Source organism: Streptomyces sp. NPDC091412 (assembly GCF_044756885.1).
Lineage (GTDB): Bacteria > Actinomycetota > Actinomycetes > Streptomycetales > Streptomycetaceae > Streptomyces.
Genome location: NZ_JBIVTV010000006.1, coordinates 326,515 through 353,313 on the forward strand (window position 1 = coordinate 326,515; position 26,799 = coordinate 353,313).

Sequence of the window (26,799 nt, forward strand, 5' to 3'; positions counted from 1 at the left end):
CCGGTGGGCGCCGGCGGGCGCACGAAACCCGGTCCGGTGTGTGAGCCCCGGACCGGGTGAGATGCGATGCCTACGGCACGCTGGAAACGGCTGAGCCGCCGCGGGCGCTATGCGCCGCGACGGTGCTGCCGCGAGGAGTTGTCGTCCTCGTCCTCGTCGTCGTCCTCGTACAGATCGGCGTACCGTGCGTACGGGTCGTCGTCGTGCTCATCGTCCTCGAAACGGTCACCGTTCGGTGACTGATTCGACGTCGATGCGCCCAGCTCCTCGGCCAGGCGTGAGAGGTCCGTCCCACCGCTGTTGTACTTCAGCTGGCGGGCGACCTTCGTCTGCTTGGCCTTGGCCCGGCCGCGCCCCATGGCTCGACCCCCTCAACGACGGGGCTCAACGGCCCCAGAGTCTGACACGCGTTCATGATCCGGAACGGGCTCTCCGTGGAGAGACCGGTCCGTAGGGCTTCCACGGTACCTGAGCCCGCGCCCATACGGTACGTCGCCCACCGGACGCGCGTGTGCACAGGACCGTCGAGGAAGCCTGTCCTTGCTGGTCAGTGGCGATTCTAACCACTTATCCGCAGACGACCCGCCGGTGGAAGTGAGAGTTCTCTCCAACTGTCCACCGGCAGGTACCGCACGAACGTGCGACGTCCGCCGTGCCGTCAGCCCGTGGTCCGGGCGCTCCTGGCTTCCGACATCCGCTGCTCGGCGATCCGGTCGGCCGCCGCGGCCGGCGGAATCCCGTCCTCCTTCGCACGTGCGAATATGGCCAGCGTGGTGTCGAAGATCTCCGACGCCTTCGCCTTGCACCGGTCGAAGTCGAAGCCGTTCAGCTCGTCGGCGACCTGGATGACACCGCCGGCGTTCACCACGTAGTCCGGCGCGTAGAGGATCGAGCGGTCGGCCAGATCCTTCTCGACACCCGGGTGGGCGAGCTGGTTGTTGGCCGCGCCGCACACCACCGTGGCGGTCAGCACCGGCACGGTGTCGTCGTTCAGGGCGCCGCCGAGCGCGCAGGGGGCGTAGACGTCCAGCCCCTCGGTGCGGATCAGCGCGTCGGTGTCGGCCGCCACCTGAACGGCGGGGTACTTGTCGACGATGCGCCGCACGGCGTCCTGCCGGACGTCCGTGATCACGACCTGGGCGCCCTCCTTGAGCAGGTGCTCGACGAGGTGGTGCCCGACCTTGCCGACGCCCGCGATGCCGACCTTGCGGTCGCGCAGCGACGGGTCGCCCCACAGGTGCTGGGCGGAGGCGCGCATGCCCTGGTAGACGCCGAAGGAGGTCAGCACCGAGGAGTCGCCGGCGCCGCCGTTCTCGGGCGAGCGGCCGGTGGTCCAGCGGCACTCGCGCGCCACGACGTCCATGTCGGCCACGTACGTGCCGACGTCGCAGGCGGTGACGTAACGCCCGCCGAGCGAGGCCACGAACCGTCCGTAGGCGAGCAGCAGTTCCTCGGTCTTGATCTGCTCCGGGTCACCGATGATCACGGCCTTGCCGCCGCCGTGGCGGAGGCCGGCCATGGCGTTCTTGTACGACATGCCGCGCGCGAGGTTCAGCGCGTCGGCGACGGCCTGCTCCTCGTTCGCGTACGGGTAGAAGCGCGTACCGCCGAGCGCGGGGCCCAGGGCGGTGGAGTGGATGGCGATGACGGCCTTGAGGCCGCTGGCGCGGTCCTGACAGAGCACGACTTGCTCATGACCCCCCTGCTCCGAGTGGAACAGGGTGTGCAGGACGCCGTTGGTCACGTCGGTCACGGTGGTGACTCCCGGGGAAGTAGCGGCGAGCGGGGACTGGCCCTCCGAGGACCCCCGCGCGTTGTGGTGGCGGAGGCGGGAGGAGGGGTGGTGTGCGGCGGCCGGTGGGCCGCTCAGCAGGAGATTAGACCCTGACCCCGCCTTCCATGACCCTGGTGGTGGGGATCACCCTCCCCCGGAGTACGCCGCCACCCGGGCGTGGGACGATTTGCAGTGGTTTTCCGTCCACCCGGGTGCGGGCCGGGCGGGTTTCGGGTCCGGTCCGGTGGGGAGGGAGCAGGCGTGCCCAAGGTGTCCTCCGTGGTGGTCCCGTACGCGACCTACTTGCGCGTCTACGAACCGCTGGCCGCCTTCCCGGAGCCGGAGCGCAGCCACTGGGCGCGCTATGCCCGCCGCCCCGACCGCCCCTCCTACCAGGACGAACTGCGCCGCTCGCTGGCCGACCTGCTGCCCACTCCGCCGGTGCCGGTTCCGGTGCACGAGAGCGCGGACGCGTTCGTGCTCGACGTCGACGGGGTGGTCTGCGTCTGCCCCTGGCGCACCCGGCTGCGTGGCTGGCAGGCCCTGGGCGACCTCGCCGAGGAGTTCCCGGTGGCCGTGCTGGACGCGGTCCTGCCTCCGGTGGTGCGCCGCCAGGCCACCCAGGACTACGAGCGCTGGCTGGCCGACAACCCCGACGCCCGCCCCTGGATCCGCACCGCGACCTGGCAGGTGCCGCTGAACTGGTTCGTGCTGGTCTCGGACGAGGAACGGGAGTACGTCAAGGGCTCCGGCGGGGCCGGGGACCCCGGCTTCGGCGGCGACGTGCCGGTGCTGCGCTACCGCACACCGATGGTGCAGGCGCGGCGGCGGGTGGCGCGCGGGCTGCGGGCGCTGAAGGACGCCATCGACGAGGGGCCGCTGATCGACGGCCTGGTGGACGTCGGACGCTGGCTGGAGGAGTTCCATCCGCGCTCGCTGGTGGAACTGGACTACGGCGGGCTGGTGCACGCGCTGCCGGCCGGCGAGCTGGAGGGCGACCACTCGGCCGCCGATGTGGCCGAGGGCATCGAGGCGCTGCGCCGGGGCGACGGGGCGGCCGCGGGAGAGGCGTACGGGCGGCTCGTGGAGCGCTGGCGGGCGGTGCGCGACCGGCGCTCCGCGAACTGACGCCGCACCAGGAGCGACCGACCGACCCCGACCGACCCCGTGCGAGCCCGCGCTAGCCCGTGTCCGGGGTGACCCAGATCACGGTTGAACAGGTCGTGAACGGCGTACCGTCGAGGACGTTTCCGGGAGCTGACGGGACGTAGGTTCCGATCCGGGCGTTTGTATCAAGGGTGACGGACGGCACTTACCCGACCCTTGCGCCGCTTGCCACTCCTCGTGCCAAAATAGGACAAGGAGTCCGGGGAGGGCTCCATCCGTCCAACTATGCTCCACTGTGGGCGGAATCTCCGTGTTGCACTCTTTGGGGGGTCTGGCGACTCCTGATCGTGCTGTGACTGATCGTCACAGTGGCGTGACTGTCCGCTATGGCATGGTCCATCGGCTTCCGTCGCTGATGAACACCTGGGAGGGCAATTCCATCGGTTTGGCCGACGCGGCTGGACAGATGGTGTAGTTGTAGTGCCGAGGACAAGCCGTTCGTCCTATAACCGACTCGACTCGCGTCCGCCATTTCGGGCAACGCGGGTCAAGGTGCAGAATTTAGAGGAAAGAACCGAGAAGGTTCGGTTCTCCCGAGGAGGCCGCTCATGACCGCTCGCACCCCTGATGCCGAGCCGCTGCTGACCCCGGCTGAGGTCGCCACCATGTTCCGCGTCGACCCCAAGACGGTCACGCGCTGGGCGAAGGCCGGCAAGCTCACGTCGATCCGCACGCTCGGCGGGCACCGCCGATACCGCGAGGCTGAGGTCCGCGCACTGCTCGCGGGTATTCCGCAGCAGCGCAGCGAGGCCTGAACAACCGAATAACCGGACGAACCGGCTGGTCCCCCACTGGCCGAGGCGCCCGGAGCCACAGCTCCAAGCGACGCGGGTCCTGCCCCAACAGGCCCCACGCCCAAGCCGTCAGAGCTCCGTAGGCAAGTGAACAAGGGTGCGTCGTCGATCGCGCTGGACTCCGCCGGGTCCAGCGCGATCTTTTTTGTGTGCCTTCCGGAGCCCGCGGGGTGGCTCTGTGAGCGGGCTTGTCGGAGTCTGGGGAGGCTCGGCGGATCATCTGTGGAGCAACCCGCAGGGCAGTGCAATTGCACATATTAAATTGACCCTGTGTAGGGCGGGTGTAAGTACCGCACTTTCAGAAACTCATTCGGTGACACCCGTCACATGCCGAGGCGCTTGTTGCCGGCCGTGTCTCTGCGCTAGTGGAGGCTCCGGTTCCATCGCCCCACGCCCGCAAGGGAGTTCGGGATTCGAGGTGCGCCCCGGCGCGGTTCACGCCGTCGAGGGGCTGTCGCCTTCCACCGGCTCCTCCGGGGCGCCGGAGGCCGTCCGAGGGGCGCCGGCCATCTCCAGTCGCAGCAGGTGGTGGCAGACGGCGCAGCGACGGGTGAGGTGGCGGTACGACGAGGCTGCCGCGAGATGTGCGCGGAGCAGCGCCCGCGTCTCGTGCCTGGCCGATGCCGCCATACGCCACCTCCAGTGGACCGCGGGGGAGCCGAGCCTGCTCCCTGGGTACCGAGGGAATGTGACGCCGTCAAGACACGGCGGCGCGCCACAGGCCGCCACAGGGCCCCTCCGCGCCTCCGGAAGGGGCCGTGCGGACGGGGTGTGCGAGCACACGAGAAGAGGGCCCGTCCCCCTCGGGGGGACGGGCCCTCTTGACAGAGCGGTCCTGACGGGATTTGAACCCGCGGCCTCCACCTTGACAGGGTGGCGAGCACTCCAAACTGCTCCACAGGACCTCGTTTTGCGGCGCTATTCGTGCGTTGCGCTGCGAGAAGAGACTGTACAGGAGCAGGGGCCCGGGGTCGAACTCACTTAGCGTGCATTTGTCATCACGGGACGGCCGCGTCGATCGCCTTCACGATCCGCTTGTCCGAGACCGGGTACGCCGTGCCCAGCGCGTGCGCGAAGTAGCTCACCCGCAGCTCCTCGATCATCCAGCGGATGTCCAGGACCGAGGACGGCACCGGCCGGCCCCGCGGCATCTGCTCGAGCAGCCACGCGTACTCGTCCTGCATCTCGTGAACCTTCTCCATGCGCGTGGTGTCCCGCTGGACGTTCGTCGGCATCTGCTGGAGGCGGCGGTCCGCGGCCACCAGATAGCGCATCAGGTCCGGCAGACGCCGTACCCCGGACGCCGTGACGAAACCGGGCTTCACCAGGCCGTCCAGCTGAGCCCGCAGGTCCGCCAGGTTCGGCAGCAGCGCGGGGCTGCGTACGGCCTTCAGACGGCGCTCACAGGCCTGCCAGGCGGCCAGTACCTGCTGCACCTGGCCCACCGTCCGCACGGTCGTGTCCACGATGTCGGCACGCACCTTGTCGTACAGCTTCCGGTACGACTCTTCGTCCCAGACCGGCCCGCCGAAGTCCGCGATCAGCCGGTCCGCCGCCGCCGTCGCGCAGTCGTCGAACAGCGCCTGGACCGAGCCGTGCGGGTTCGCCGAGAGGGCGAGCTTCTGCTGGTTGCTCAGCTTCTCGGACGCGAACTTCGCCGGGTTGACCGGGATGTTGCGCAGAATCAGCCGCCGCGTGCCCCGCCACATCGCCTCGGCCTGCTCGGCCTCGGTGTCGAAGAGCCGCACGGACACGGTGTCGCCGTCGTCGACGAGCGCCGGGTAGGCCTTCACCGGCTGACCGGCCCGGCGGGTCTCGAAGACCCGGGTGAGCGTGCCGATGGTCCAGTCGGTCAGGCCCTTGCGCTCCAGGGACTCCCCGCCCTGCCGCTCCGCGGTCGCCGCGGCGGCCTGGGACAGGGCCTTGCGCGCCCTGGGCTTCAGCGTCAGCTTCAGCGCCTGGAGGTCCTTGTCCTCGGCCAGCTTGCGGCGCCGCTCGTCGACGATCCGGAAGGTGATCTTCAGATGGTCGGGGATCCTGGACCAGTCGAAGTCCTCGGCCTCGAAGGGCACACCGACCATGCGCTTCAGCTCACGCGCCATCGTGGTGGTCAGCGGCTCCTGCAACGGCACCGCGGACTCCAGGAACGCCTTCGCGTAGTTCGGCGCCGGCACGTAGTTGCGGCGGATGGGCTTGGGCAGGGAGCGGATCAGCTCGGTGACGACCTCCTCGCGCAGCCCCGGGATCTGCCAGTCGAAGCCCTCGTCCGTGACCTGGTTCAGCACCTGCAACGGGATGTGGACGGTCACACCGTCCGCGTCCGCGCCCGGCTCGAACTGGTACGTCACCGGGAACTTGAGGTTCCCCTGCCGCCAGGAGTCCGGATAGTCGGCCTTGGTGACCGCCTCCGCCGACTCCCGGATGAGCATCTCCCGCTCGAAGTCCAGGAAGTCCGGCTGCTCCTGCCGCTTCCGCTTCCACCAGGAGTCGAAGTGCGCCCCGGAGACGACGTGTTCGGGCACCCGCCGGTCGTAGAAGTCGAACAGCGTCTCGTCGTCCACGACGATGTCCCGGCGCCGGGCCCGGTGCTCCAGCTCCTCCACCTCGCTGAGGAGCCTGCGGTTGTCGGCGAAGAACTTGTGGTGCGTGCGCCAGTCGCCCTCGACGAGCGCGTTGCGGATGAACAGCTCCCGGCTGAGCTCCGTGTCGATCCGCCCGTAGTTCACCTTCCGCTGGGCGACGATCGGAACGCCGTACAGCGTGACCTTCTCGTACGCCATCACCGCCGCCTGGTCCTTCTCCCAGTGCGGTTCGCTGTAGGTCCGCTTCAGCAGGTGCCCGGCCAGCGGCTCGACCCACTCCGGTTCGATCCTCGCGTTGACGCGGGCCCACAGACGGGAGGTCTCGACGAGCTCGGCGGACATCACGAAGCGCGGCGGCTTCTTGAACAGCGCCGAGCCCGGGAAGATCGCGAACTTGGCGTTGCGGGCGCCCAGGTACTCGTTCCGGCCGCCGTCCTTGCGCGCGCCGCCCCCGGAGTCCTTGGACTCCTTCACGTCCTTCATGCCGATGTGCGAGAGCAGACCGGCCAGCAGCGAGACGTGGATCCGGTCGGCGGGCGCGTCCTGGTCGTCGAGGTGGATGCCCATCTGCTTGGCGACCGTGCGCAACTGGCTGTAGATGTCCTGCCATTCGCGGATACGCAGGAAGTTCAGGAACTCCTGCTTGCACATGCGCCGGAACGACGAGGAGCCCCGCTCCTTCTGCTGCTCGCGGATGTAGCGCCACAGATTGAGGTAGGCGAGGAAGTCGCTGGTCTCGTCCCGGAAGCGGGCGTGCTGCTGATCGGCCTGGGCCTGCTTCTCGGCGGGACGCTCGCGCGGGTCCTGGATGGACAGCGCGGCGGCGATCACCATGACCTCGCGGACGCAGCCGTTGCGGTCGGCCTCCAGCACCATGCGGGCCAGGCGCGGGTCGACCGGCAGCTGGGCGAGCTTGCGGCCGGTCTCCGTGAGCCGTTTGCGGGGGTCCTTCTGCGCCGGGTCCAGCGCGCCCAGCTCCTGGAGCAGCTGCACGCCGTCACGGATGTTGCGGTGGTCCGGCGGGTCGATGAACGGGAACTTCTCGATGTCGCCGAGGCCGGCCGCGGTCATCTGGAGGATGACGGAGGCGAGGTTGGTGCGCAGGATCTCCGCGTCCGTGAACTCCGGACGCGTGAGGAAGTCGTCCTCGCCGTAGAGCCGGATGCAGATGCCGTCGGACGTACGCCCGCAGCGGCCCTTGCGCTGGTTGGCGCTGGCCTGCGAGACCGGCTCGATCGGCAGCCGCTGCACCTTGGTGCGGTGGCTGTACCGGGAGATACGGGCGAAGCCGGGGTCGATGACGTACTTGATGCCCGGGACGGTCAGTGAGGTCTCGGCGACGTTGGTCGCCAGGACGATCCTGCGGCCGGTGTGCGGCTGGAAGACCCGGTGCTGCTCGGCGTGCGACAGCCGGGCGTACAGCGGCAGCACCTCGGTGAACCGGAAGTTCTTCTTGTTGAGCGCGTCGGCCGTGTCACGGATCTCCCGCTCCCCCGAGAGGAAGACGAGGATGTCCCCGGACCCCTCGGCCATGAGCTCCTCCACCGCGTCCGTGATCGCGGTGATCTGATCCCGGTCGGCGTCGTCGGAGTCCTCCTCCAGCAGCGGCCGGTACCGCACCTCCACGGGATACGTCCGCCCGCTGACCTCGACGATCGGGGCGTCGCCGAAGTGCCGGGAGAAGCGCTCGGGATCGATGGTGGCCGAGGTGATGACGACCTTGAGGTCCGGCCGCCGCGGCAGCAGCTGCGCGAGATAGCCCAGCAGGAAGTCGATGTTGAGGGACCGCTCGTGAGCCTCGTCGATGATGATCGTGTCGTAGGCCCGCAGCTCGCGGTCGGTCTGGATCTCGGCGAGCAGGATGCCGTCCGTCATCAGCTTCACGAACGTGGCGTCGGGATCCACCTGGTCGGTGAACCGCACCTTCCAGCCGACGGCCGCACCGAGCGGGGTGTCCAGCTCCTCCGCCACACGCTCGGCGACGGTACGGGCGGCGATCCGGCGGGGCTGGGTGTGCCCGATCATGCCCCGCACACCCCGGCCCAGCTCCATGCAGATCTTCGGGATCTGCGTGGTCTTCCCGGACCCCGTCTCACCGGCGACGATGACGACCTGGTGAGCGCGGATCGCGTCGGCGATCTCGTCCTTCTTCTGGCTGACCGGCAACTGCTCGGGATAGCTGACCACCGGCACCCGGGAACGCCGGGCGGACATGCGCTCCTCGGCCTTCCCGACCTCGCCCTCGACCTCGGCGAGGACGGCGGCACGCGCCTCCGGCTTGCGAATCTTGCGCGCGCCTTCGAGCCTGCGGCCGAGCCGGTGCGCGTCACGCAGCGACAACTCGTTCAGGCGGGAGGCGAGGGCGCCGAGGGCGGGGGCGGGATGCGTAGACATACGGGACCCAGGATCTCATCCCCGAGAAAATCCTGGCGAACGGTTTTGCCACGGGCCGCCGGCGGTGACACCCCGGTGGGCGCGTCCGTCCTCGGCCGGTGCCATGCCCGCTCCGGGGCCGAAGAGCTGCGGCTGCCTGCCGGCGGTGCCGGCGAACAAAGAAGATCCCGCCCGATGGGCGGGATCTTTCCCTGTGGCTGGGGCCGGGGTCGAACCGGCGACCTTCCGCTTTTCAGGCGGACGCTCGTACCAACTGAGCTACCCAGCCATTGAGGTCTCGCGTGAAACCTCAGCGGTCCTGACGGGATTTGAACCCGCGGCCTCCACCTTGACAGGGTGGCGAGCACTCCAAACTGCTCCACAGGACCATGGTTGTGTGCGAACCAACGAACGTAAGTGTCGCACACCGTACTGCGTGCCCCCAACGGGATTCGAACCCGTGCTACCGCCTTGAAAGGGCGGCGTCCTAGGCCGCTAGACGATGAGGGCTATCGGCCCGCCTGGGCGCTTCTCAGCGCGTCGGGGACGTGAAAAGCATAGGGGATGGCCGGGGGTATCGCCAAAACCGTTTACGAGCCGGAGGGGGAGGGCGTGGCCGGGGAGGCCGTGGAGGGGGAGGGCGTGGCCGGGGAGGGGGTGGCGCCCGGCTTGTTCTCCTCGGGCAGGTGGCGGCTGACCTCGGCCGTCGTCAGTCCCAGGCCGCCCAGCCTGATCGCGTCCCAGGCCTGGAGGCGACGGCTGTCCCGGTCGAGGTAGAGGATCGACGCCTCGATCGGGGCCGGGTGCTTCCCCTCGACCGCGCGCAGGCCGCTGCCGCCCGTGGACCCCTCCATGCGCAGCCGCGTGCCGTACCTGAGGACCTCCGTCCCCTGGTGGTGGAGGTGGCCGCACAGCACCAGCGGCACGGTGCCGTCGGTCTCGCGGGCCGCGGACGGTTCGTGGGCGAGGGCGATGTCGACGGGAGTGCCCTTGGCCCGCTGGTCGCGCAGGGCCGAGGCCAGGCGGGCGCCGGCCAGTTCCTCGGACGCGTCGGCGCCCGGCGCGCCGGAGCGGTCGGGGGTGAACTGGGGGTCGCCGATGCCGGCGAAGCGCAGGCCGGCGACGGTCTCGGCGCGGCCGTCGTCCAGGACGTGCACGTTCTTCATGCGCTCCAGGTAGCGCTGGGTGACCTTCGAGTCGTGGTTGCCGCGCACCCAGACATAGGGGACGCCCAGGTCCCCGATCGGGTCCAGGAAGCCGTTCTCCGCCGCGGAGCCGTGGTCCATCGTGTCGCCGGAGTCGACGATCACGTCCACCTTGTACTGCTCCACCAGCGAGGCGATGATCTTCCAGCTCGCCGGGTTGAGATGGATGTCGGAGACGTGCAGGACCCGGATGGTCGTCGGGTCCGGCTGGTAGGCGGGGAGCGTGGAGGTGACGTCGTAGAGCTTGGTCACGTTCGTCACCAGGCGTGCCAGCTCCTTCTGGTAGACGTCGAACTCGGTGACGATGCTGCGCGCGTTGCCGACCACCGAGGGTGCCGAGGACAGCAGTCCGGAGAACTTCGGCTCCAGCACCGACTTGGGATTCCAGGTGGCGTACGCCGTCGCCCCGGACGCCGCGAGCAGGGTCAGGGCCAGGCCGCCGGCCGCCAGGGCGCGACGCGGGCGGCGGTAGACCGCGAGGCCGAGCGCGGTCGCGCCGGAGACGACGGCCACACAGGACCGCAGGGCCAGGTCGAGGGTGCCGTGCTCGACGTCGTGCGCCACCTCGTCCTGGAGGCCGGAGAGGCGTTCCGGGTGGTCGACCAGGGCCTGGGAGCGGGCCGGGTCGAGCTGGTCGACGTTCACGTCGAGGCGGACGGGGGCGATGTGGCTGTCCAGTTCCAGGGAGCCCAGCGGAGAGACGTTGATCTTCGTGCCGCCGGTCAGGGAGGGGCGCAGGGTCATCGTGGTGTTCATGGGGCCGACCGGTGCCCGTACGTTGCCGACGACGAGCAGCCCCAGCCAGGCGCCGACCAGGACGACGGCCACCAGTCCGGCGGCGCGCGCCCAGGGGCGCGGCTCCTGCGCCAGGGAGAGGTCCGGCCGTTGACGGGTCGATCGGCGGAGTGTGACGGCGTGCACCGCCTTCCGTATGCCGCGGAGGGGGTGCGGGCGGTTCGGGTCTGGGAGGGCGAGGCGGGGCATTGGGCGCGTATGCCCATGCCCGACACCCGATATGCCCGTGCGTGGCATGGTCGCGCGGGTGGTGCCGGACAATGACCGTGTGCTGGAGATGACGCGCGAGGAGTTCGAGGAACTGGTGGCCGAGGCCCTCGACCGGATTCCGCCGGAGCTGACGCGGCTGATGGACAACGTCGCGGTGTTCGTCGAGGACGAGCCGCCCGCCGACGATCCCGAGTTGCTCGGGCTGTACGAGGGGACCCCGCTGACGGAGCGCGGCGAGTGGTACGCGGGGGTGCTGCCGGACCGGATCACGATCTACCGCGGGCCGACGCTGCGCATGTGCGGGACACGGGAGGACGTGGTCGCGGAGACGGAGGTGACGGTGGTTCACGAGATCGCCCACCACTTCGGGATCGACGACGAACGTCTGCACGCGCTGGGGTACGGCTGACCCTCGCCGGACGCGGTCGCGTGTCCTCCGGCGGGTGAACGGAGTTGGACAGGGTGACTTCTTCTCCCGGAGGTGGCTGCCCGTGCGCCCCTTGTTCGTATCCGTCCGTCTCGCCGCCGTGGTCGCGGCCGTCACCGCCGCCGCCGGCTGCGTGAGCGTGGGGGAGGACGCCGGCTCGGTCAGGCCGTCGCACTCCGCCGGGGACCGGGGCGGCCGGGCCCCGGGCGGGGAGGGCGCGGTGTCCGGCGGTGACGCGGGCCGCGCGGGTGGCGGCGGGGACGGCAAGCGTGGTCACGGGGGGAAGGGGAAGCCCGGCGAGTCGCCGTCCGCGTCGGTGTCGCCGTCGGACGAGCCCGGGGCGTCGGCGGCGCCGGGCACGGGCGGGTCGCCGCCGAAGGCGGGCGAGCCGACGCCGAGCGAGGCGGTGCCGGTGCCCCCGCAGACGTCCGCCGCGCCCGAGCAGCCGCCGGCCTCGCCGCCCCCTCCGCCGGCGTCCTCGGATCCGCCGTCGGCCGAGCCGTCGCCCTCGGCGCACGACGGCACGGGGTCGCAGCTGGAGAAGCGGGAACGCTCGTACAAGCCGGGCCGGCACCCGCACCGGACGAGCGGCTGACCTGCGGAGGCCCCGCCGGTTTGCCTTCGGGGGTGCAAGGTGCGTATGGTGGTAGATCGTTTGATCCCATTTGCCCGGCGCCCACGCAGAGCGCGCCGTGTGGCGCGTACTCTCCTTTGCCGTGGCGGACCGCATCGAGGCGGTCGTGGCGCGAATCACGGAGTTGACGGGCGCGTGCCGACGAGACTCCGGAAGGTTTCGCATTCGCATGTCCATTGCCACTGATCACGTCGTCGTGCCCGAGAACGCCGACGACGCTCCCGAGAACCACGAGGCCCCGGAGATCACCTTCGCGGACCTCGGCCTGCCCGAGGGCGTCGTCCGCAAGCTCGCGCAGAACGGCGTGACCACGCCTTTCCCGATCCAGGCCGCGACCATCCCGGACGCCCTGGCCGGGAAGGACATCCTGGGCCGGGGCCGCACCGGCTCCGGCAAGACCCTCTCCTTCGGTCTGCCGACCCTGGCCACGCTGGCCGGCGGCCGCACCGAGCGGAAGCGGCCGCGGGCCGTCATCCTCACCCCGACCCGTGAGCTGGCCATGCAGGTGGCCGACGCCCTCCAGCCCTACGGCGACGTGGTCGGCCTGAGGATGAAGGTCGTCTGCGGCGGCACCTCCATGGGCAACCAGATCTACGCCCTGGAGAAGGGCGTCGACATCCTGGTCGCCACGCCGGGCCGTCTGCGCGACATCATCAACCGCGGCGCCTGCTCCCTGGAGGATGTGCAGATCGCGGTCCTGGACGAGGCCGACCAGATGTCCGACCTGGGCTTCATGCCCGAGGTCACCGAGCTGCTGGACCAGGTTCCGGCGGGCGGTCAGCGGATGCTGTTCTCCGCGACGATGGAGAACGAGATCAAGACCCTCGTCGACCGGTACCTGACCGACCCGGTCAGCCACGAGGTCGACGCGGCGCAGGGCGCGGTGACGACCATGTCCCACCACATCCTGATCGTGAAGCCCAAGGACAAGGCGCCGGTCACCGCTGCCATCGCCTCCCGCAAGGGCCGCACCATCATCTTCGTGCGCACCCAGCTGGGCGCCGACCGCGTGGCCGAGCAGCTGCGCGAGGCCGGTGCGAAGGCCGAGGCGCTGCACGGCGGCATGACCCAGGGCGCCCGTACCCGCACCCTGGCCGACTTCAAGGACGGTTACGTCAACGTCCTGGTCGCCACCGACGTCGCCGCCCGCGGTATCCACGTCGACGGCATCGACCTGGTGCTGAACGTCGACCCGGCCGGCGATCACAAGGACTATCTGCACCGGGCCGGCCGTACGGCCCGCGCGGGCCGTACGGGCACGGTGGTCTCGCTGTCCCTGCCGCATCAGCGGCGTCAGATCTTCCGCCTGATGGAGGACGCGGGCGTTGACGCCTCGCGCCACATCATCCAGGGCGGCGCGGCCTTCGACCCGGAGGTCGCCGAGATCACCGGTGCCCGGTCGATGACCGAGGTGCAGGCCGAGTCCGCGGGCACCGCGGCTCAGCTGGCCGAGCGTGAAGTCACTCACCTCGCCAAGCAGCTGGAGCGCGCGCAGCGGCGTGCGGCCGAGCTGCGGGAGGAGGCCGACCGGCTGGTCGCCCGGCTCGCCCGCGAGCGCGGCGAGACCGTGACGTCCGAGGGCTCGGCCGAGGTGGCCGAGGAGCAGGTGGTGGCCGAGGTGTCGGTGCCGGAGCAGCCGGCGGCCCGGGACATCGAACGTATCGACCGGGAAGAGGGCGCGGAGCGCGAGGAGCGTTCGGCGGCCCCGTCGTCGTACGACCGGCGTGAGCGGCGCGAGGACCGTGGCGGTTTCCAGCGGGACCGGGACCGTGCGCCCCGTTCCTTCGACCGTCGTGACGACCGTGGCGGCTTCAACCGGGACCGTGACCGGGACCGCGGTGACCGGGGCGGCTTCCGCCGTGACGACCGGGGCGACCGCGGCGACCGCGGTGGCCGTTCCTTCGACCGTCGTGATGACCGTGGCTCGTTCGACCGCCGTGACGACCGTGGCGGCTTCCGTCGTGACGACCGTCGTGACGACCGCGGCGACCGCGGTGGCCGTTCCTTCGAGCGGCGCGACGACCGTGGCGGTTTCCAGCGGGACCGGGACCGTGCGCCCCGTTCCTTCGACCGTCGTGACGACCGTGGCTCGTTCGACCGCCGTGACGACCGTGGCGGCTTCCGCCGTGACGACCGCCCGGCCCGGCGTGACGAGCGTGGCGGGCACCGCGGCAGCGACCGCCCGTTCAACCGCGACCGCCAGGGCGACCGCCCCGGCTTCCGCTCCGGCGGCCACGAGCGCCCCTACGGCCGCCGTGACGACCACCGCGGAGGCGGCGGCGGCGGTTCCTTCGGCCGCCGCGACGACAAGCCGCGCTGGAAGCGCAACGGCTGACGCCGGCTGAACCCACCCCGCGGGGCCCGTACGACTCCTGTCGTACGGGCCCCGCGGTTTTTGACCACCTATGCCTCGCTGACCACGGCGGGTCCGGCGGCGGCCACCGTTTCGACCCCCGTCCGGACGGACGGTGTGCGGGGCGGTCACCGCCGATCACGCCGAACTTCCGGCCGGGCACCCCGGATACCCGATCGGCGACGGGCCCTCCTCCCGCTATGCTCGGGTAGGCAACATCGCCTGGGCCCTTAGCTCAATTGGCAGAGCAGTGGACTTTTAATCCATTGGTTGTGGGTTCGAGTCCCACAGGGCCTACAGGAAGGACCCCAGGTCAGTGACTAACTGGCCTGGGGTCCTGTCCGTTTTGACTAGGTGTCATGATCGCTCGCTGGCCCGTAGCTGGCCCGAAAGCCCGGCGATCATCCGGAGGCAGAAAGAAGGGCGGCCGCTCCTTAAGGAGCGGCCGCCCTTCCCGTCTCGGGTGTCCTCTCCAGGGTCGCGTGGCGGCCCCAGCACCTTCGACGGGCTATCCCCCAGCCTTCAAGATCGCACAAGGCGGAAAAGATTCCGCAGACACATGATCATCCGGCATCGAGCGTTTGTCGAGTGCGAGCCCTGCCCGACCCCGACGATGACGCCTGGCTGTCCGAGCTGTACCGAGCCATCGGCGAGCGGGTGCGTGCCGAGCGGATCCGCCAGGGCCTGACCCAGGACGATGTGTGGCAGGCGGCCGACATCGACCGACGGACGGTTCAGAACGTGGAGAGCGGCCGGTCCATGACGGTGGCGTCGCTGGCGCGCATCGCCCGGGTCCTGGGCGTGCCGCTCGCCGCCCTCGTGCAATGAAGCGGCCCCGGCCGGTGTGGACACCAGCCGGGGCCGCAGTGCGTGCGGGTCAGGCGCCGAGCGCGCCCGCCTTCACAGCGCCGAGGAACGCGCCCCAGGACGCGGGCGCCACGGCTGCGGCACCGCGGGGCCGGTCCTTGGTGTCCCGGAAGTGCGCGCCGGACGGCGTCCGGGCGACCTCGACGCACGCGCCGTTGCCGGTCGAGTAGGTGCTGACCTTCCAGGGCAGAGTGCTGCTGTCCATGTGCTTACCTTTCACTGGTGGTTGTTACGTGATGGGCGGCCGTCCGAGCCCCAGGAGACGGCCAGCCCGCCCGCCGCGTCGTGGTCGGTACCTACGCGCGGCGGGAGTCCTTAGCGCTGGCGCCAGCGGTAGCCCTCGACGTCCGTGATGGACTGGCGGCCGTTGTAGAAGTCGACGTGGTCGTCGTCGTGGCCCGGGCGCCGGGTGCAGCGGCCGCCCCCGCCGGGGCGCGGCATCCAGCAGTACCCGGCTGCGTGGCCGGCGGCGAGGGATGCAGCCTCGTCGTGGGTCTTCCGTCCGCTCACCGCCGTCGTCCTTCCCGCAGGAGCCGGTGGAAGGCGCGGCCGATCTCGCAGCCGGGCGAGCTGTTTTGGCATTCCTGGCAGGGGCCCGGGTGAACGTGGTCCAGGAACGCTCGGTGCACCCGCTTGCAGATGCAGCGGCGGCAAGCGCGCGGGAACCGGGACACGCCGCTGGGGCTCTTCTGCTGGCCAAGGTCAACCGCTGTCTCGGCAGTGAGCGGGCCAGCCTTGCACCAGATGCAGTTGATGCCGCGCGCCTGGCCGTCGGTGACCTCGTCCAGGTCCGGGAGCGCCAGGAGCGCCAGGGCGGCGGCCGGGACCTCCAGTAAGCCCTCTGCCGAGCTCGGGGTGGGGACTGTACGGTTCGTCATGTCGACTCCTCGCAGTCGGCCAACCCCCGGGCCCTGCCAGGCCGCGGGGGTTACTTGTGACACAGACCATACCGCGCCTTACCGAGGGTTGCCGAGGGGTCCTGCGGTCGCGCGGCATGGTGCGGGAACCTACGGTCGCCAGCATGAGCGCTGACCTTGACCGGACGCGGGCCGTATGGAGGCAGGCCGCGCAGATCGTCATCGGCCGCATCAAGGACGGCACCTACCCGCCCGGAACCCGAGTGCCCTCCACGCTGGAGCTGGCAACCGAGCTGGGCATCGCGGCATCAACCAGCCAGAAGGCGCTCGCACATTTGCGTCGTGAGGGCTGGCTGCGGGGCGAGTCCGGCATCGGCACGTTCGTCGCCGACCAGCCGCCCATAGACAGCTGAGCCCCAGGCATGACGAAACGCCCCCGCCCTCCCTTGAAGGGGAGAGCGGGGGCATGTTGGCGGGGGCGAGACGTCCCGGGCCGGCTTCCTATGCCGAAGCCGGGCCGGGACTCACAGCCCCACGTCGTGAAGGTAGGGCTGCACCTCTTCCGGTACCGGCTGTGGCGGGGGCGGCGGCTCCAGCTGCGACTGCCGCATGTACCCGACCAACGTCCGCGACCAGCCTGCGAGGTAGCGGATCGCGAAATCCTGAGCCGTGATCCGAGCCCTGTCCCGGTTCGCCTGCTCCTTCTGCTGCTGGAGCTCGGCCTTCACCTCGGCATGGCTGGTGCGCAGTTCGGCCACGATGGTGGTGAAGTCGTCGCGGCGCTGCTGTCCGCGTGGCTGCCGGCGACCGACCACGGCCGTCGCGATGCCGCCCACGGCGGTGACGGTGGCGACGGCCAGCGCGCTCAGCGCGGTCAGCATCTCAGTTCTCACTCGGCGGCTCCGATCGTGCACGGGGAGGCTCGTCCCAGCCGATCGCTACCAGGCAGACCGCGCCGAACGCGCCGAAGATCGCGGCAGGAACCCAGCCGCGCGGGTAGTGCTCCAGTGGCCACCAGGCCACCAGGTAGGCCATCGACCATGGGGCGGTGATCGCCCAGACGGCGAGGAAGCCCGGCCAGTCCCTGCGCGGCGGGAGCCACGCGCAGACCAGCGCGACCACCCCGGCCGCCATCCACAGGGCTCCCCACGCGTCCAGCGGCATCCACCGCAGCAGCAGGCTCAGCCCTGACTGCTGCTGCGGGGGCTGCACGATCTGCCCGTACCCGTACAGGACCGCGATCGCCCCCTTGAGGGTGAGCAGGGCGCCGCGGCGGCCCAACTGCTGGCCGAGCCGGCGGGCCGCCGCGGCACTCATCAGGCGTCCGCCGAGGGCTGCTTGTTGGGCACCGCGTAGGTGATGCCCCAGGCGCCGAGGACGGCGAGGGCGATGGTGATGCTCTCGGTGGCCGTGACCTGGCCGTCCTGCACGGCGGTGACTGCAGCCGTGGCGCCTGCGGCGAGGCCGGCCACGATGGACTTGGCGATGCTGGAGATCTTCATAGGGTCCTCCTGGTCAGGCGGTGACGGTGAAGCCGTGCTTCGCGGCGAGGCGGCTGAGGGAGTCCTTGCCGGGGATGCCGTCGGCGGGCTCGCCGGGCTTGCGGCCGCGGTACCCGCAGCGTTCCTGCCAGCCGCTCATGGCGTCCTTGGTGGCCGTGCCGTAGTGGCCGTCCAGGTAGGTCTTGGCGAGCAGGCCCTCGTTGACGAGAGCGGCTTCCACGGTGCGCACGCCGGTGTAGGTGACCGGCTGGCCCTTCGCGGCCGGGTCGGTCTTCGCCGCGGCGATCAGCTTGGACAGCGACACCTTCGGCTTGGCCGGCGCGGGCAGGCTGGTGGTGGGCGGCTTGCTGTCGAGCCGCTTCGCGACGCGGTCGAGGATCTGCTCCCAGTCCATGCCGGGCCCGCGCGGGTCGACCTTGCCGGGCTGCCAGTCCAGGTGCCGCAGCGCCGACCGGGCCCCCCACCCGTGAGCCCGGCAGAGGGCGGCGATGACGCGGACGATGGCCTCGATCTGCTCCTCGGGCCACGGGTCCTTGCCGTCGCCGAGGTTCTCGCACTCGAATCCGTAGAAGTGTCGGTTGCCGTCGACGGTGGCCTCGTCGTCCAGGGGCGGCTTGCGTTCGGCGATGACCGCGGACAAGACGTCCGGGTCTCCCAAACCGGCGTGGTTGGCGCGGCCCCAGCCGACCGCGTGCACGCGCCCGTCCTTGGCGATCATGCCGTGACAGAGGGGGCCGGGCAGTCCGGCGTACCCGTCGCGCACGATCTTCACCGTGTTCGCGGTGCCCTTGGTGACAGTGTGGTGGATCATCACGCCGTGCACCGGACCCCACGGGCCCTTGCTGTTGCGGTTGTGGTTCTTCCAGTCGCCGACCTCGACGACGGTCACGCCCTCGGCCGCCAGGGCGGCGAGGAACTGGGCAGCGGTGAGTGGCGTGGCCACGGGCACCTCCAGGTATGAGGAAAGCCCCGGCCATCGGCGCGGGGCGTACAGGAGTAGGCAGGGTCAGGAAGCGGTCTCGTAGCGGCAGAACACCGACAGGCGGCCACCGGCCGCCCAGGTGACCGGAACCGTCGACGCGACCCAGTTCAGGTTCGTCGGGGACGCAGTGGTCGGGAAGAACGCCAGGCCGACCGTAGCGCCGGCCGCGATGGTGAACGCGCCCTGGATCCGCTGGGATTGGTGCGCGTGAACGATGCCGAGCTGCTGGTCCGTTGCGGCCGCGGCGAACGGCAGGGACAGGGACCAGCCACCATTCCCGTAGGTGGTTGTCGATCCCATCAGCACTTCGATCCGCACGTCGCAGGTCCGGCCGACCTTCATGTACCGGCCGGTCAGGCTGCCGTTGTTGATGGCCGGGTTGGTGGTCGCCCCCGTCCAGGCGGGGGTGTACGTCGTCCAGGCGCCGAAGAAGGTGTTGAACTGGTCGCGGATCTCCTGGTTCATGGTCGCGGCGGAGACGACTTCGCCGACGACCCAGGTGCGCGGGGCGAACGTCACGGCGTCTCACCTCCCGGCTCAGGCTCGGGCTCGGGCTCGGGCTCGGGCTCGGGCACGGGCCGGTCTGGGTTGTTCGGGTCGTCCGGGTGCCACCAGTTCCGCAGACCCGGCTTCAGCCCCATCAGGCCGGCCTCCACCGCGGCAACGTCGGCGGGGAAGATGAGCGTGCACCAGCCCCAGTCGCATTCGGTGCACGCGTAGCGGGGGTCGGTGGGCGAGACGACCGCAGCGGACCCGCACGAGGAACAGTCGGCGATCCACCGGTTCTGGTTGATCCGCGCGTAATACGTGTCGTCGACCATCCCCTCGGGCGGGATGACGCGGCGGCCCATGGTGGTCTCGTACCAGCGCCAGACACGTTCCGCCGCAGGCACCTCGTCCCACGCGCGCTGGTCTTCGCGCGGTGGCGGTGTGTAGAACGTCTCGGCGCGCACAACGGCGACCGGCATGACTGGGTCTCCTTCAGTAGGCGAGGCGGGTCGTGGACCCCAGCCGCGAATAGGTCGAATCGCCCAGCACCCACACCGAGTCCGTTTCCGCCTGCGACGTGTGGAACTGGATGGTGTGCTGGTTGTGGCGGATGTCCTCGCGGTAGCCCTCGACCGTGACGGACATCGACGCGGCCGGCGCCTGGCTCGGCATGGCCGTGACCGTGATCATCGTGCTGATGTCCGCCGCCATCAGCGTGCGGTACGCGGCCTGGCCCATGGTGGACGCCTCGATGCGGATACCGCGGAGCTCCACCTGCGGAGTCGAGTACCTGTACAGCAGCCAGTTGCCCAGGTCGGTGACGACCAGATCGTCGGTGCACAAGGTGTCGACGGTCCGGCCCATCGGGCCACGTGCCTTCCGGGACACGGCGTGGACCATGCGCTGCGTCGCCCCGCCCGGCCGCGACAGCGTGAGCGTGTTCGCGACCTTCTGCGTGTCGTAGGCCAACTCGAAGTCGGTCGGCTCGAAGTCCACGTACTGGATGTTCAGCGCGCTGCTCTGGTTGTAGCGGACAGAGCGGCCTTGCAGCATCACCATCGGCGCGTCACGCCGCGCGTAGAGCTTCCCGGACTCGGTGGTCTCCACATCCCGCAGGTGCTCGAGGCACGTCTGGCCCAGCGCGGCCTGCTCGGCGATCCCGGTATTGAAGATGCCGACGTCACCGAAACTCAGTCCGATGTAGGTGACCAGCCGGTAGGCGCGCTCGTCGGCGGTCTCCCCGGCGAAGCCGGTAGTGCCGCACCTGTAGTGGTCGACGAGGTTGGCAGCGGACATCGCCGTGTCCAGGTACAGGGCAACGTTGCTGATGCTGCCCGACCACAGGGTCAGGCCATTGTGGCTGGCCCCAATGGTCAGCGTGGACAGATCCTGCACCGGGAGGATCGCGGAGAACGAGCCGATGCTGACGCCGTCGACGTACAGCTCCTTCGCTTCGGCGTCGTAGATGACGTGGTGCAGGGCGCCGTCGGCGAGGTTGGTGGACCCCACGACGATGCCCGTGGCCGAGGCGTCGGGCGTCGTCGTGGAGACCGTCAGGTAGCCGGTCGATGCCTGCAGGTAGAGGATCAGGTTGCTGCTGCGGTCGGGGCTGGCGACCGTCAGGATGTTGCGGCCCGCCACGGTCGTGGCGACCCAGGCCTCAAGGAGCAGATGCTGGGTGAACGATGTCGCCTGAAACGCCCGGCCGAGGTCGGCGCGCAGGTACTTGCCAGCAGTCGCGGACACCGGAGTGAACAGCGGCGCCCCGGACATGCCGAGCGGGGCGATGCCCGCGCCGAACGCGAGCTCCCCGCCGGCCCCCGCCTGTCCGACAGCGAGGGACCGCGGCCCCGTCAGCCCGGAGGCGTCCCCGCCCGAGGTGGATCCGTCCGGCTCGTCCAGCGGATAGTAGGCGTTCGGCCCCCACAGCAGAATCTCCTGCAGGAGCATCGGCCGCATCTGATCCTCGGCGCGCGAGAGGACACTGAGCACATCCATCGCCGTGACGGTGACGGCCGAGCCCAGGCCCTCCCACGTGACCGGCCACTGGTTGACCAGCCCCCAGAACCGGCGGCTGAGCTGGGCCGCATCCGGGCTGAACACGGTAGCCGTGCCGCCCTCTTCCACCTGGACCGCGTCGACATACACGAGGTTCCCGACGGCCGGTGTGGTGGACGGGATGACCTGCAGGGCCATCACCGAAGCGGTCGCCGTGAACGTGACCGTCAGGCGGGTGTACGTATCGGTGACCGTGCTCGCCGACGACGTGATGCCGCCCATCCGGATCCGCGCCGCGGCATGCCCCGCCGGGACGCGCACGTACACGCTCGCCGTGCAGACAGCGCCGATCGTCAGCCCGTACACCGCGGTCTCGAAGTAGCCCGAGCTGCCGGCGTTCCAGGTGACGCGGGCGGCCCGCGTGCCGTGCTGCACAGGCGCGGCGACGGTCGTGACCTCGACCCCGGCCGGCCACAGCCAGCCCTCGACGCTGCCGCCCTCGAAGGACGGGTTGAGCGTCAGGTTCCGGGTCGCGGTGGACACGGACACCCGGATGGGCACGCCGTCCGTGACGTTCGGGTAGTAGGGCGAGGTGCTGTTCTCCGGCGTGAACCGTCCGTCGGTGTTGTCCAGGACCAGCGTGCAGCTGCCGGCCTGGATGTCCGACAGTTCATCGGCCGCGCCCCGGGTGATGGAGATTCCGTTCTTGCTGATGTCCGTGTACTGCGTGATGCATGTCCAGGTCCCGCCGGTGGAGACGGCGTCCTGCAGCGTCGTCCCGAACGCCGCCTCAACACTCACCCGCGTCATGGTCACCCCCTAGGTCAGGCCGAGGCTGACGCCCCCGGTGTTGCGTTTCAGGGCCAGCAGCGCGGTCTGGATCTCCTTGCCGATGGCCACCCGGTCAGCCGTGGGCGCCACCTCCACGGTCAGGTAGACGGTCATCCCGCTGCCCCCGCCGGCCACGACAGCGGGCCGCCCCAGCACTGGCTGAGCGGAGGCGACGCGGCCGGTGACAACGCCCAGGGCGCGGTCGACTTCCGGCAGGGCGCCGACCAGGCCGCGGGCCAGGCCTTGCGTGGAGAAGCGCCCCAGCTTGGCCATGACCGTCGACGGGCTCTTGATCCCCAAGGCTTTCTTGATGCTCTTCTGCATCGACGTGGCGATCTTCAGCATGAGCTTCTCGATGTCCTTCTGCTGAGAAGCCAGGCCAGTGAGGAACCCCTTGGACGCGTTCTTGCCGGAGTCGTACAGGATGTCCGCGCCGCGCTTGCCGAGCTTGTCCGTGGACTTGTCGAGCTGCGACTGAAGCGAGTTGATCTGCTTGAACGTTGCCTTGTCCGCGCCGACCAGAGCGGACGCGTAGGCGTAGCCGTCCTCCGGGCCCATGTTGAGGATCTGCCGCAGCAGCCCCTTGTTGAGGCCCTTCTTGGCGAGGATGTCGATGTACCGGGTGAAGTGCTTGATCTTCGCCAGCTTGGCCGCGAGGCCGGCCTTGATGCCGCCTGCGGTGACCTCCTCGGGCTGCATGCCGAGGTTGCCCAGGCTGGCCTGGGCCCGGGCGTTGCTCGTGACGTCCTTGGCGTACTGCTTCGCCTCGGCGATCTTCGCGGCGATCTTGTCCCGCTTGGCCGCCAGGGTCATCAGCCGGTTCGTCTGGAAGTTGACGAACGCGACCAGGCTGGACTCCTTCTTGCCGGAGAACGCCGTCTTGATGTCCTTGACCAGGTCAGCCGACACCGACTTGATCTTCGCCCGAGTGCTGGTCAGCCCCTGGATGAACCCCTTCCCGACGTCCTTGGCAAGCGCCTTCGTCTTCTTCGACGGCGACGCAATCTCCAGCTCCTCCCGGATGCCGGCCGTGACCGCGGCCGCCATCGTCGCCGCCGCCGCGCCCACGCTGGCCCGGGAACCGGTCATGCCCACGGCCAGGCCGGCCCCGGCGAGGACGCCCGCCGCCTCGCTGCTCGGCCGGATCATCGACATGGACGTGCCGTGATCGAAGATCCGCTCTGTGCCGTCGAACGACATCAGCTCGGGCCCGTGCTCGCCGACCCACGCCACCTCGCCCCGCCGGGGCGTACCGCCGCCGGCGAACCCGTTGAGCTTGGCGTTGTTGCGGGCAGCGGTGCCCTCGGCGCCGAGGGTCGCGTAGACGGTCGTGACGGTGACGGTCTTCCCGCGGATCGCAGCGATTGCGTCCTTGATGTCCCGGGCCAGCTTGCTCGCCCGGTCCCGCACCGCCAGGTCGATCGTCTTGTCCTTGAGCGCGTCCCGGGCCTTCTGGACCGCGGCGATGTTGCCCTTGGCGTTCGCGGTGTCGGCCGTGATCTTGAACCGGCCGTCCTTCATGCGTTCGACCTTGAAGCCGAGGTCGCGCAGCATGCTGACCGCGTCCGCGGTGAGCGCCTTGACCGTGACCTTCTTGGAGTCGGGCGACTTCTTCATCGCCGCCAGGACGCCGTTGAGGCTCTTGATCGCGTCCTCGGTGCGCATCTCAACGCGGACCTTCTTCAGGTCCTTGATGTTCAGGATCTGGTCGGCGAGCTGCTTGGCCTGGGCCTTGGTCAGGCCCATGGCCTGGGCGTTCCTGATGAGTTCGGCGCGGCCGCGGGAGTAGACGCCGTTTACCTTCTCCCAGCTCGCCCCGGACTCACGGGCCTGGCCGGCTGCATCCTCGGTCTTCGCAGCGAGATCGTTGAGCGCGGTCGCGGCAGCCTGCGCCTTCGGGGAGTTCAGGTCCAGCTCGCCGTTCACCATCTTCAGCGAGCCGGCGTTCTCCTTCGCGGCCTTCGCCGCGGCGTCGATGCTCGCCTCGAACCCGATCATCCCGCCCAGGCCCTTACGCTGGACGTCGTTGAGAGCCTGGATCGACTGGCGGAGCCCGTCCGCGGATCGCTTCTGCTCGTCGAGCTTGGCCTGCACAGACTGCGCCTGGGCGCCGAAGACGCCCATCGAGTCGGCGGCGAGCTGCTGTTCGAACTTGGCGTCGGCGAGAGCGGACTTGTAGTCGTCCAGCCGCGAGGTGAACTCTTCGGTGTCCTTGCCGTCCTTGGCGAGTTGGGCGGTCATCCGCTTCAGCGCGGCCGCCGCCTGATCCGGATTGCCGTTCTTGACGAGGTTGGCGAGCCCCTTGTCGATGCCGTCGATGTCCTCCTTGGCCATCTTCATCGAGTTCGACTCCGCCTGGCCCACGGTGACGAGCATGTTCATGAAGTCGTTGAACTTGTCCATGCCGGAGCCGCCACCGGCGACACGGTCGACCGCGGAGGCCAGGCCCTCCATGTCCTTGCCCATCACCCGCGCGGCCTCGCCCGTCACCTTCCCGGTGGCGCCCAGCCGGGCCAGCGACGTGGTGAGCTTGTCGACATCCGGTGGCGTCCTCTTGCCCCACTGCGACAGCTCGGTGAGCGCGACCAGCAGCAGACCGATACCCGTGCCGACCAGCGCGACCTTCGCACTGCGGGACAGCGCACCGATCGCCGCGCCGACCGCGCGGAGCCGGCCGGGCGTGCCCGCGGCCGCGTTGCCCATCGCGATGAGCTGCGTCGCGAACTGGGCCACGACCGTGCGCGCCGCGGTCAGACCGAACGCGGCCGCCTTCACCAGCTTCATCGCGAACGCCAGCTGCAGGAGGATGGCGATGGTGCCCGGCGGGACCGCCGAGACGAGCTTGGCGAGGACGTCGATGACCTGCAGCATGCCCACGCCGACGTCGCTGCCCGCCCGCAGCACGTTCATCAGCGTGGTGCCAATGTTGCGCAGGACGCTGGAGACCAACGGGCCCTGGGCTCTGGCGTAGTCCATGAACTCTGCCAGGTTGCTGCCGACCTTGCCGTCGCTGGTGCGCATGAAGCGGACCAGTCCGTCGTTCAGGTTGCGCAGCGTCTTCTGCGTGAACGAGGTGAACTTGTCGTTGAGGCGGTCGAAGCCGGGGCTGGCCATCGAGCCGCCGATGATCGTCAGGAAGCGGTCGGTCTCCGACGAGGCGGCACGGACTAGGCCGGACGTCTTCGGCAGCAGGGCGTTGGCGATGCCGATGCTCTTGATGACCGGAGCCATCGTGTCGCCAGCCAGCTCGTCGGACCAGTCCGAGAACTCGTCCTTGAGCACGCCGAACGCGGCCGCCGCCTTGCGGGTCTGCGGCGGCAGGTCGGCCATGGTCTTGGCGTAGGCAGCCTGCGCCTGCGCCGCCTCCTGCGAGGTGGCGCCGGACTTGTCGACCGCGTCCTGCCACGTCTTCTCCGCCTCCGCCGCCTCCCCCAGGGCGGAGATCTGCGGGATCAGCGCGGCACCCATCGCCGCAACCGCGACGGCGACCGTGCCCGCTCCGGCGGCGATCGGCGCGAGCGTCGCCGCTACCGGGATTGCCGCCGGGGCCAGCAGCAGTGCGGCACCGGCCAGCTTCTCCAGCGCCTTCCCGCCGGCCTCGCTGTCCTGCTGCATCTGGGACAGACGCCGGGACGTGTTGCTGGTGAAGCGGTTCATCGCAACGTTGCTGCGGGTGGCCGCATCGTCGATGCGCCGGTGAAGCCGCTGCGCACGGTCGCCCACCCGGTCGAAGATGCGGCTCAGCGCGTCGTGGCCGGTGAGGGTGAAGTTCATCGACGGCACGGCTCAACCACCTTCCGCCTGGAGTGCTGCCTGGTGCTGGTCGATCCAGGCGGTCAGGTTGTAGAAGTCGTCGACGCTCAGCTCGTCGACGGCTGCAGGGGGGATGTGGAGGACGTGGGCGAACAGTCCGAGGTAGAGGCTTCGGGCTCGTTCGATGTCGGGCTCTGGCTCGTAGCCTCGCCCGGCGTCTCCTCCGGCAGCGGCTCGTCCGGCGTCTCGGCGGCCGTCGCTTTTGGGCTGGTGGCCCTGGCGTCGATCAGGGCGCGCGCGTGCTCAGGGTCCGCGGCCACGTCCGGCAGTCGCTCCAGGAGGATGCCGGCCACCGTCTCCGGGGTCAGCTCGCTGTCGTCGAGCGTGGCCGAGAAAGCCTGGTCGACGTAGGCCTCGACCTCCCGCCGGTCCATGCGGGAGACCATCTCGTCGACGCCCGGGTCGAACTCCCCGAACCTGAGGCTCGGCTGGGAGCGCTTCTTGATGACCCAGACGATGCCGCGCATCGCGTCCAGGTCGTCGCGCTCCAGGCCCTCCCGGATTTCCTGCCACTTCATGTCGACGGTGCGCTGCACGATCGCGGCCTCGGACACGCGGAGGCTGGACGCGTCGTACTGCTCGGGCTCGCCGCCCGCAGGGGTGTAGACAACGATCACGGGGGTGTCTCTTCCTATTCGAGGTGCCGGCGCACGTCGTCGACGACGCGGCCGACTTCACGGGTGATGCGGTCGTGGTGGGAACGCACGGTCCGGTCCCACCACAGAGGCGTGGCGTTCTGCGTGGCCCAGCGTCGGCGGTTGCCGAACACGGGGTGGCGGATGCGGCCGTCGTTGATGACGTCGGGCATCCGCTTCAGGTCCCGGGGGAGGCGGCTCTTGTCGACCCATACGCGGGCGCCCGGGTCGCCGGTGGTGCGCACCGAGATACGGATGGCGTCGGCGATCGTCGCCCGCAGCGGCCGCGTGGTCGGCGACCTGCCGCCCCGCTTGCCGAACGCCCGGCCCTGCGAGCGGATGTCCAGGCCGCGCATGGTGGACTGCAGATCGTTGCGCAGCGGCTCCGCAGCCCGCCGAATGCGCCGGTGGAAGCTGGAGCGGATGTTCTCGTGGCCGGCCCGGCGCAGCCGCGCCGACAGTTCGAGCAGCTGGCCGGTGCCGATCACGCGAATGTCCTGGACCACGCCAG

Annotated in this window: 25 protein-coding genes and 5 tRNA genes; 7 read left to right on the plus strand and 23 right to left on the minus strand. The window is 70.1% G+C overall.

From position 1 onward, the window contains the following. Positions 1 to 107 precede the first annotated feature (107 nt). The gene (locus tag ACIQMV_RS18610; protein WP_141360001.1) at positions 108 to 359 is read right to left on the minus strand and encodes a DUF3073 domain-containing protein; all 252 of its coding nucleotides are present in this window, start codon (positions 357 to 359) and stop codon (positions 108 to 110) included. 299 nt (positions 360 to 658) lie between these two features. Further along, positions 659 to 1,753: a Leu/Phe/Val dehydrogenase gene (locus ACIQMV_RS18615; RefSeq protein ID WP_402593881.1), complete on the minus strand. Its 1,095-nt coding sequence runs from the start codon at positions 1,751 to 1,753 to the stop codon at positions 659 to 661. Positions 1,754 to 2,035: 282 nt separating this feature from the next. On the opposite strand from ACIQMV_RS18615, the gene ACIQMV_RS18620 reads away from it, so the two are divergent. Both ACIQMV_RS18620 and bldC read left to right on the plus strand, forming a co-directional pair. Then, positions 2,036 to 2,902, plus strand: a complete 867-nt coding sequence (locus tag ACIQMV_RS18620; RefSeq protein WP_141360003.1) for a hypothetical protein — start codon at positions 2,036 to 2,038, stop codon at positions 2,900 to 2,902. Positions 2,903 to 3,489: 587 nt separating this feature from the next. After that, positions 3,490 to 3,696, plus strand: coding sequence for a developmental transcriptional regulator BldC (bldC, locus tag ACIQMV_RS18625; protein WP_003949541.1), 207 nt, complete (start codon positions 3,490 to 3,492; stop codon positions 3,694 to 3,696). 474 nt (positions 3,697 to 4,170) lie between these two features. Here the strand turns inward: bldC and ACIQMV_RS18630 are convergent, their stop codons facing one another. From ACIQMV_RS18630 to ACIQMV_RS18660, 7 genes are all read right to left on the minus strand, one after another. Further along, the gene (locus tag ACIQMV_RS18630) at positions 4,171 to 4,365 is read right to left on the minus strand and encodes a DUF6274 family protein (RefSeq protein WP_398229065.1); all 195 of its coding nucleotides are present in this window, start codon (positions 4,363 to 4,365) and stop codon (positions 4,171 to 4,173) included. 200 nt (positions 4,366 to 4,565) lie between these two features. Beyond that, positions 4,566 to 4,640, minus strand: a tRNA-Asp gene (locus ACIQMV_RS18635). A gap of 93 nt (positions 4,641 to 4,733) precedes the next feature. Further along, entirely contained in the window at positions 4,734 to 8,711 is a 3,978-nt protein-coding gene (gene hrpA / locus ACIQMV_RS18640) for an ATP-dependent RNA helicase HrpA (protein ID WP_402593883.1), read from the minus strand. A 194-nt stretch (positions 8,712 to 8,905) separates the two neighbouring features. Continuing rightward, positions 8,906 to 8,979 (minus strand) — tRNA-Phe (locus ACIQMV_RS18645). Positions 8,980 to 9,004: 25 nt separating this feature from the next. After that, positions 9,005 to 9,079, minus strand: a tRNA-Asp gene (locus tag ACIQMV_RS18650). A 48-nt stretch (positions 9,080 to 9,127) separates the two neighbouring features. Next, positions 9,128 to 9,200 (minus strand) — tRNA-Glu (locus ACIQMV_RS18655). Between the two features lie 80 nt (positions 9,201 to 9,280). After that, positions 9,281 to 10,879 (minus strand): metallophosphoesterase, encoded by a 1,599-nt coding sequence (locus ACIQMV_RS18660; protein ID WP_402593885.1) that lies wholly within the window; start codon positions 10,877 to 10,879, stop codon positions 9,281 to 9,283. A gap of 79 nt (positions 10,880 to 10,958) precedes the next feature. Between ACIQMV_RS18660 and ACIQMV_RS18665 the strand changes: the two genes are divergently transcribed. Continuing rightward, a complete protein-coding gene (locus tag ACIQMV_RS18665; protein ID WP_216372783.1) occupies positions 10,959 to 11,309 on the plus strand; it encodes a metallopeptidase family protein in 351 nt (116 codons plus the stop codon). A 291-nt stretch (positions 11,310 to 11,600) separates the two neighbouring features. Here the strand turns inward: ACIQMV_RS18665 and ACIQMV_RS18670 are convergent, their stop codons facing one another. Beyond that, complete coding sequence (locus tag ACIQMV_RS18670) at positions 11,601 to 11,888, minus strand: hypothetical protein (RefSeq protein ID WP_402593888.1); 288 nt, start codon at positions 11,886 to 11,888, stop codon at positions 11,601 to 11,603. Between the two features lie 242 nt (positions 11,889 to 12,130). Between ACIQMV_RS18670 and ACIQMV_RS18675 the strand changes: the two genes are divergently transcribed. From ACIQMV_RS18675 to ACIQMV_RS18685, 3 genes are all read left to right on the plus strand, one after another. Beyond that, on the plus strand, positions 12,131 to 14,296 hold the full coding sequence (locus tag ACIQMV_RS18675) for a DEAD/DEAH box helicase (RefSeq protein WP_402593890.1): 2,166 nt from the start codon (positions 12,131 to 12,133) through the stop codon (positions 14,294 to 14,296). Between the two features lie 242 nt (positions 14,297 to 14,538). Then, positions 14,539 to 14,611, plus strand: a tRNA-Lys gene (locus tag ACIQMV_RS18680). A 291-nt stretch (positions 14,612 to 14,902) separates the two neighbouring features. Further along, entirely contained in the window at positions 14,903 to 15,142 is a 240-nt protein-coding gene (locus tag ACIQMV_RS18685; protein ID WP_402593892.1) for a helix-turn-helix domain-containing protein, read from the plus strand. 49 nt (positions 15,143 to 15,191) lie between these two features. Here the strand turns inward: ACIQMV_RS18685 and ACIQMV_RS18690 are convergent, their stop codons facing one another. The 3 genes from ACIQMV_RS18690 to ACIQMV_RS18700 form a co-directional block, all read right to left on the minus strand. Next, positions 15,192 to 15,386, minus strand: coding sequence for a DUF397 domain-containing protein (locus tag ACIQMV_RS18690; RefSeq protein ID WP_402593894.1), 195 nt, complete (start codon positions 15,384 to 15,386; stop codon positions 15,192 to 15,194). Positions 15,387 to 15,496: 110 nt separating this feature from the next. Next, positions 15,497 to 15,691 carry a hypothetical protein gene (locus ACIQMV_RS18695; protein ID WP_402593896.1) on the minus strand — a complete coding sequence of 65 codons (195 nt, stop codon included), beginning with the start codon at positions 15,689 to 15,691 and terminating at the stop codon, positions 15,497 to 15,499. Then, positions 15,688 to 16,059, minus strand: a complete 372-nt coding sequence (locus ACIQMV_RS18700; RefSeq protein ID WP_402593897.1) for a hypothetical protein — start codon at positions 16,057 to 16,059, stop codon at positions 15,688 to 15,690. Before ACIQMV_RS18700 ends, ACIQMV_RS18695 begins: the two co-directional genes overlap by 4 nt. Positions 16,060 to 16,202: 143 nt before the next feature. Here ACIQMV_RS18700 and ACIQMV_RS18705 point away from each other — a divergent pair, with 143 nt between their 5' ends. Next, positions 16,203 to 16,451: a GntR family transcriptional regulator gene (locus ACIQMV_RS18705; RefSeq protein ID WP_402593899.1), complete on the plus strand. Its 249-nt coding sequence runs from the start codon at positions 16,203 to 16,205 to the stop codon at positions 16,449 to 16,451. 111 nt (positions 16,452 to 16,562) lie between these two features. On the opposite strand, the gene ACIQMV_RS18710 is transcribed toward ACIQMV_RS18705, so the two are convergent. The 10 genes from ACIQMV_RS18710 to ACIQMV_RS18755 form a co-directional block, all read right to left on the minus strand. Next, positions 16,563 to 16,931: a hypothetical protein gene (locus tag ACIQMV_RS18710; protein ID WP_402593900.1), complete on the minus strand. Its 369-nt coding sequence runs from the start codon at positions 16,929 to 16,931 to the stop codon at positions 16,563 to 16,565. Next, complete coding sequence (locus ACIQMV_RS18715) at positions 16,921 to 17,355, minus strand: hypothetical protein (protein ID WP_402593902.1); 435 nt, start codon at positions 17,353 to 17,355, stop codon at positions 16,921 to 16,923. The genes ACIQMV_RS18710 and ACIQMV_RS18715 overlap by 11 nt, the downstream gene beginning before the upstream one ends. Continuing rightward, positions 17,355 to 17,540, minus strand: coding sequence for a hypothetical protein (locus ACIQMV_RS18720; RefSeq protein ID WP_402593904.1), 186 nt, complete (start codon positions 17,538 to 17,540; stop codon positions 17,355 to 17,357). The genes ACIQMV_RS18715 and ACIQMV_RS18720 overlap by 1 nt, the downstream gene beginning before the upstream one ends. Before the next feature lie 13 nt (positions 17,541 to 17,553). Beyond that, positions 17,554 to 18,483, minus strand: a complete 930-nt coding sequence (locus tag ACIQMV_RS18725; protein WP_402593905.1) for an N-acetylmuramoyl-L-alanine amidase — start codon at positions 18,481 to 18,483, stop codon at positions 17,554 to 17,556. Positions 18,484 to 18,546: 63 nt separating this feature from the next. Beyond that, positions 18,547 to 19,041: a hypothetical protein gene (locus ACIQMV_RS18730; protein ID WP_402593906.1), complete on the minus strand. Its 495-nt coding sequence runs from the start codon at positions 19,039 to 19,041 to the stop codon at positions 18,547 to 18,549. Next, on the minus strand, positions 19,038 to 19,490 hold the full coding sequence (locus ACIQMV_RS18735) for a hypothetical protein (protein ID WP_402593908.1): 453 nt from the start codon (positions 19,488 to 19,490) through the stop codon (positions 19,038 to 19,040). Before ACIQMV_RS18735 ends, ACIQMV_RS18730 begins: the two co-directional genes overlap by 4 nt. Before the next feature lie 13 nt (positions 19,491 to 19,503). Beyond that, positions 19,504 to 21,810, minus strand: a complete 2,307-nt coding sequence (locus ACIQMV_RS18740) for a LamG-like jellyroll fold domain-containing protein (RefSeq protein ID WP_402593909.1) — start codon at positions 21,808 to 21,810, stop codon at positions 19,504 to 19,506. An 18-nt stretch (positions 21,811 to 21,828) separates the two neighbouring features. Next, positions 21,829 to 25,614 carry a hypothetical protein gene (locus ACIQMV_RS18745; protein WP_402594010.1) on the minus strand — a complete coding sequence of 1,262 codons (3,786 nt, stop codon included), beginning with the start codon at positions 25,612 to 25,614 and terminating at the stop codon, positions 21,829 to 21,831. A gap of 86 nt (positions 25,615 to 25,700) precedes the next feature. Further along, a complete protein-coding gene (locus ACIQMV_RS18750) occupies positions 25,701 to 26,270 on the minus strand; it encodes a hypothetical protein (protein WP_402593910.1) in 570 nt (189 codons plus the stop codon). 14 nt (positions 26,271 to 26,284) lie between these two features. Next, positions 26,285 to 26,794, minus strand: a complete 510-nt coding sequence (locus ACIQMV_RS18755; RefSeq protein WP_402593912.1) for a hypothetical protein — start codon at positions 26,792 to 26,794, stop codon at positions 26,285 to 26,287. Positions 26,795 to 26,799 lie beyond the last annotated feature (5 nt).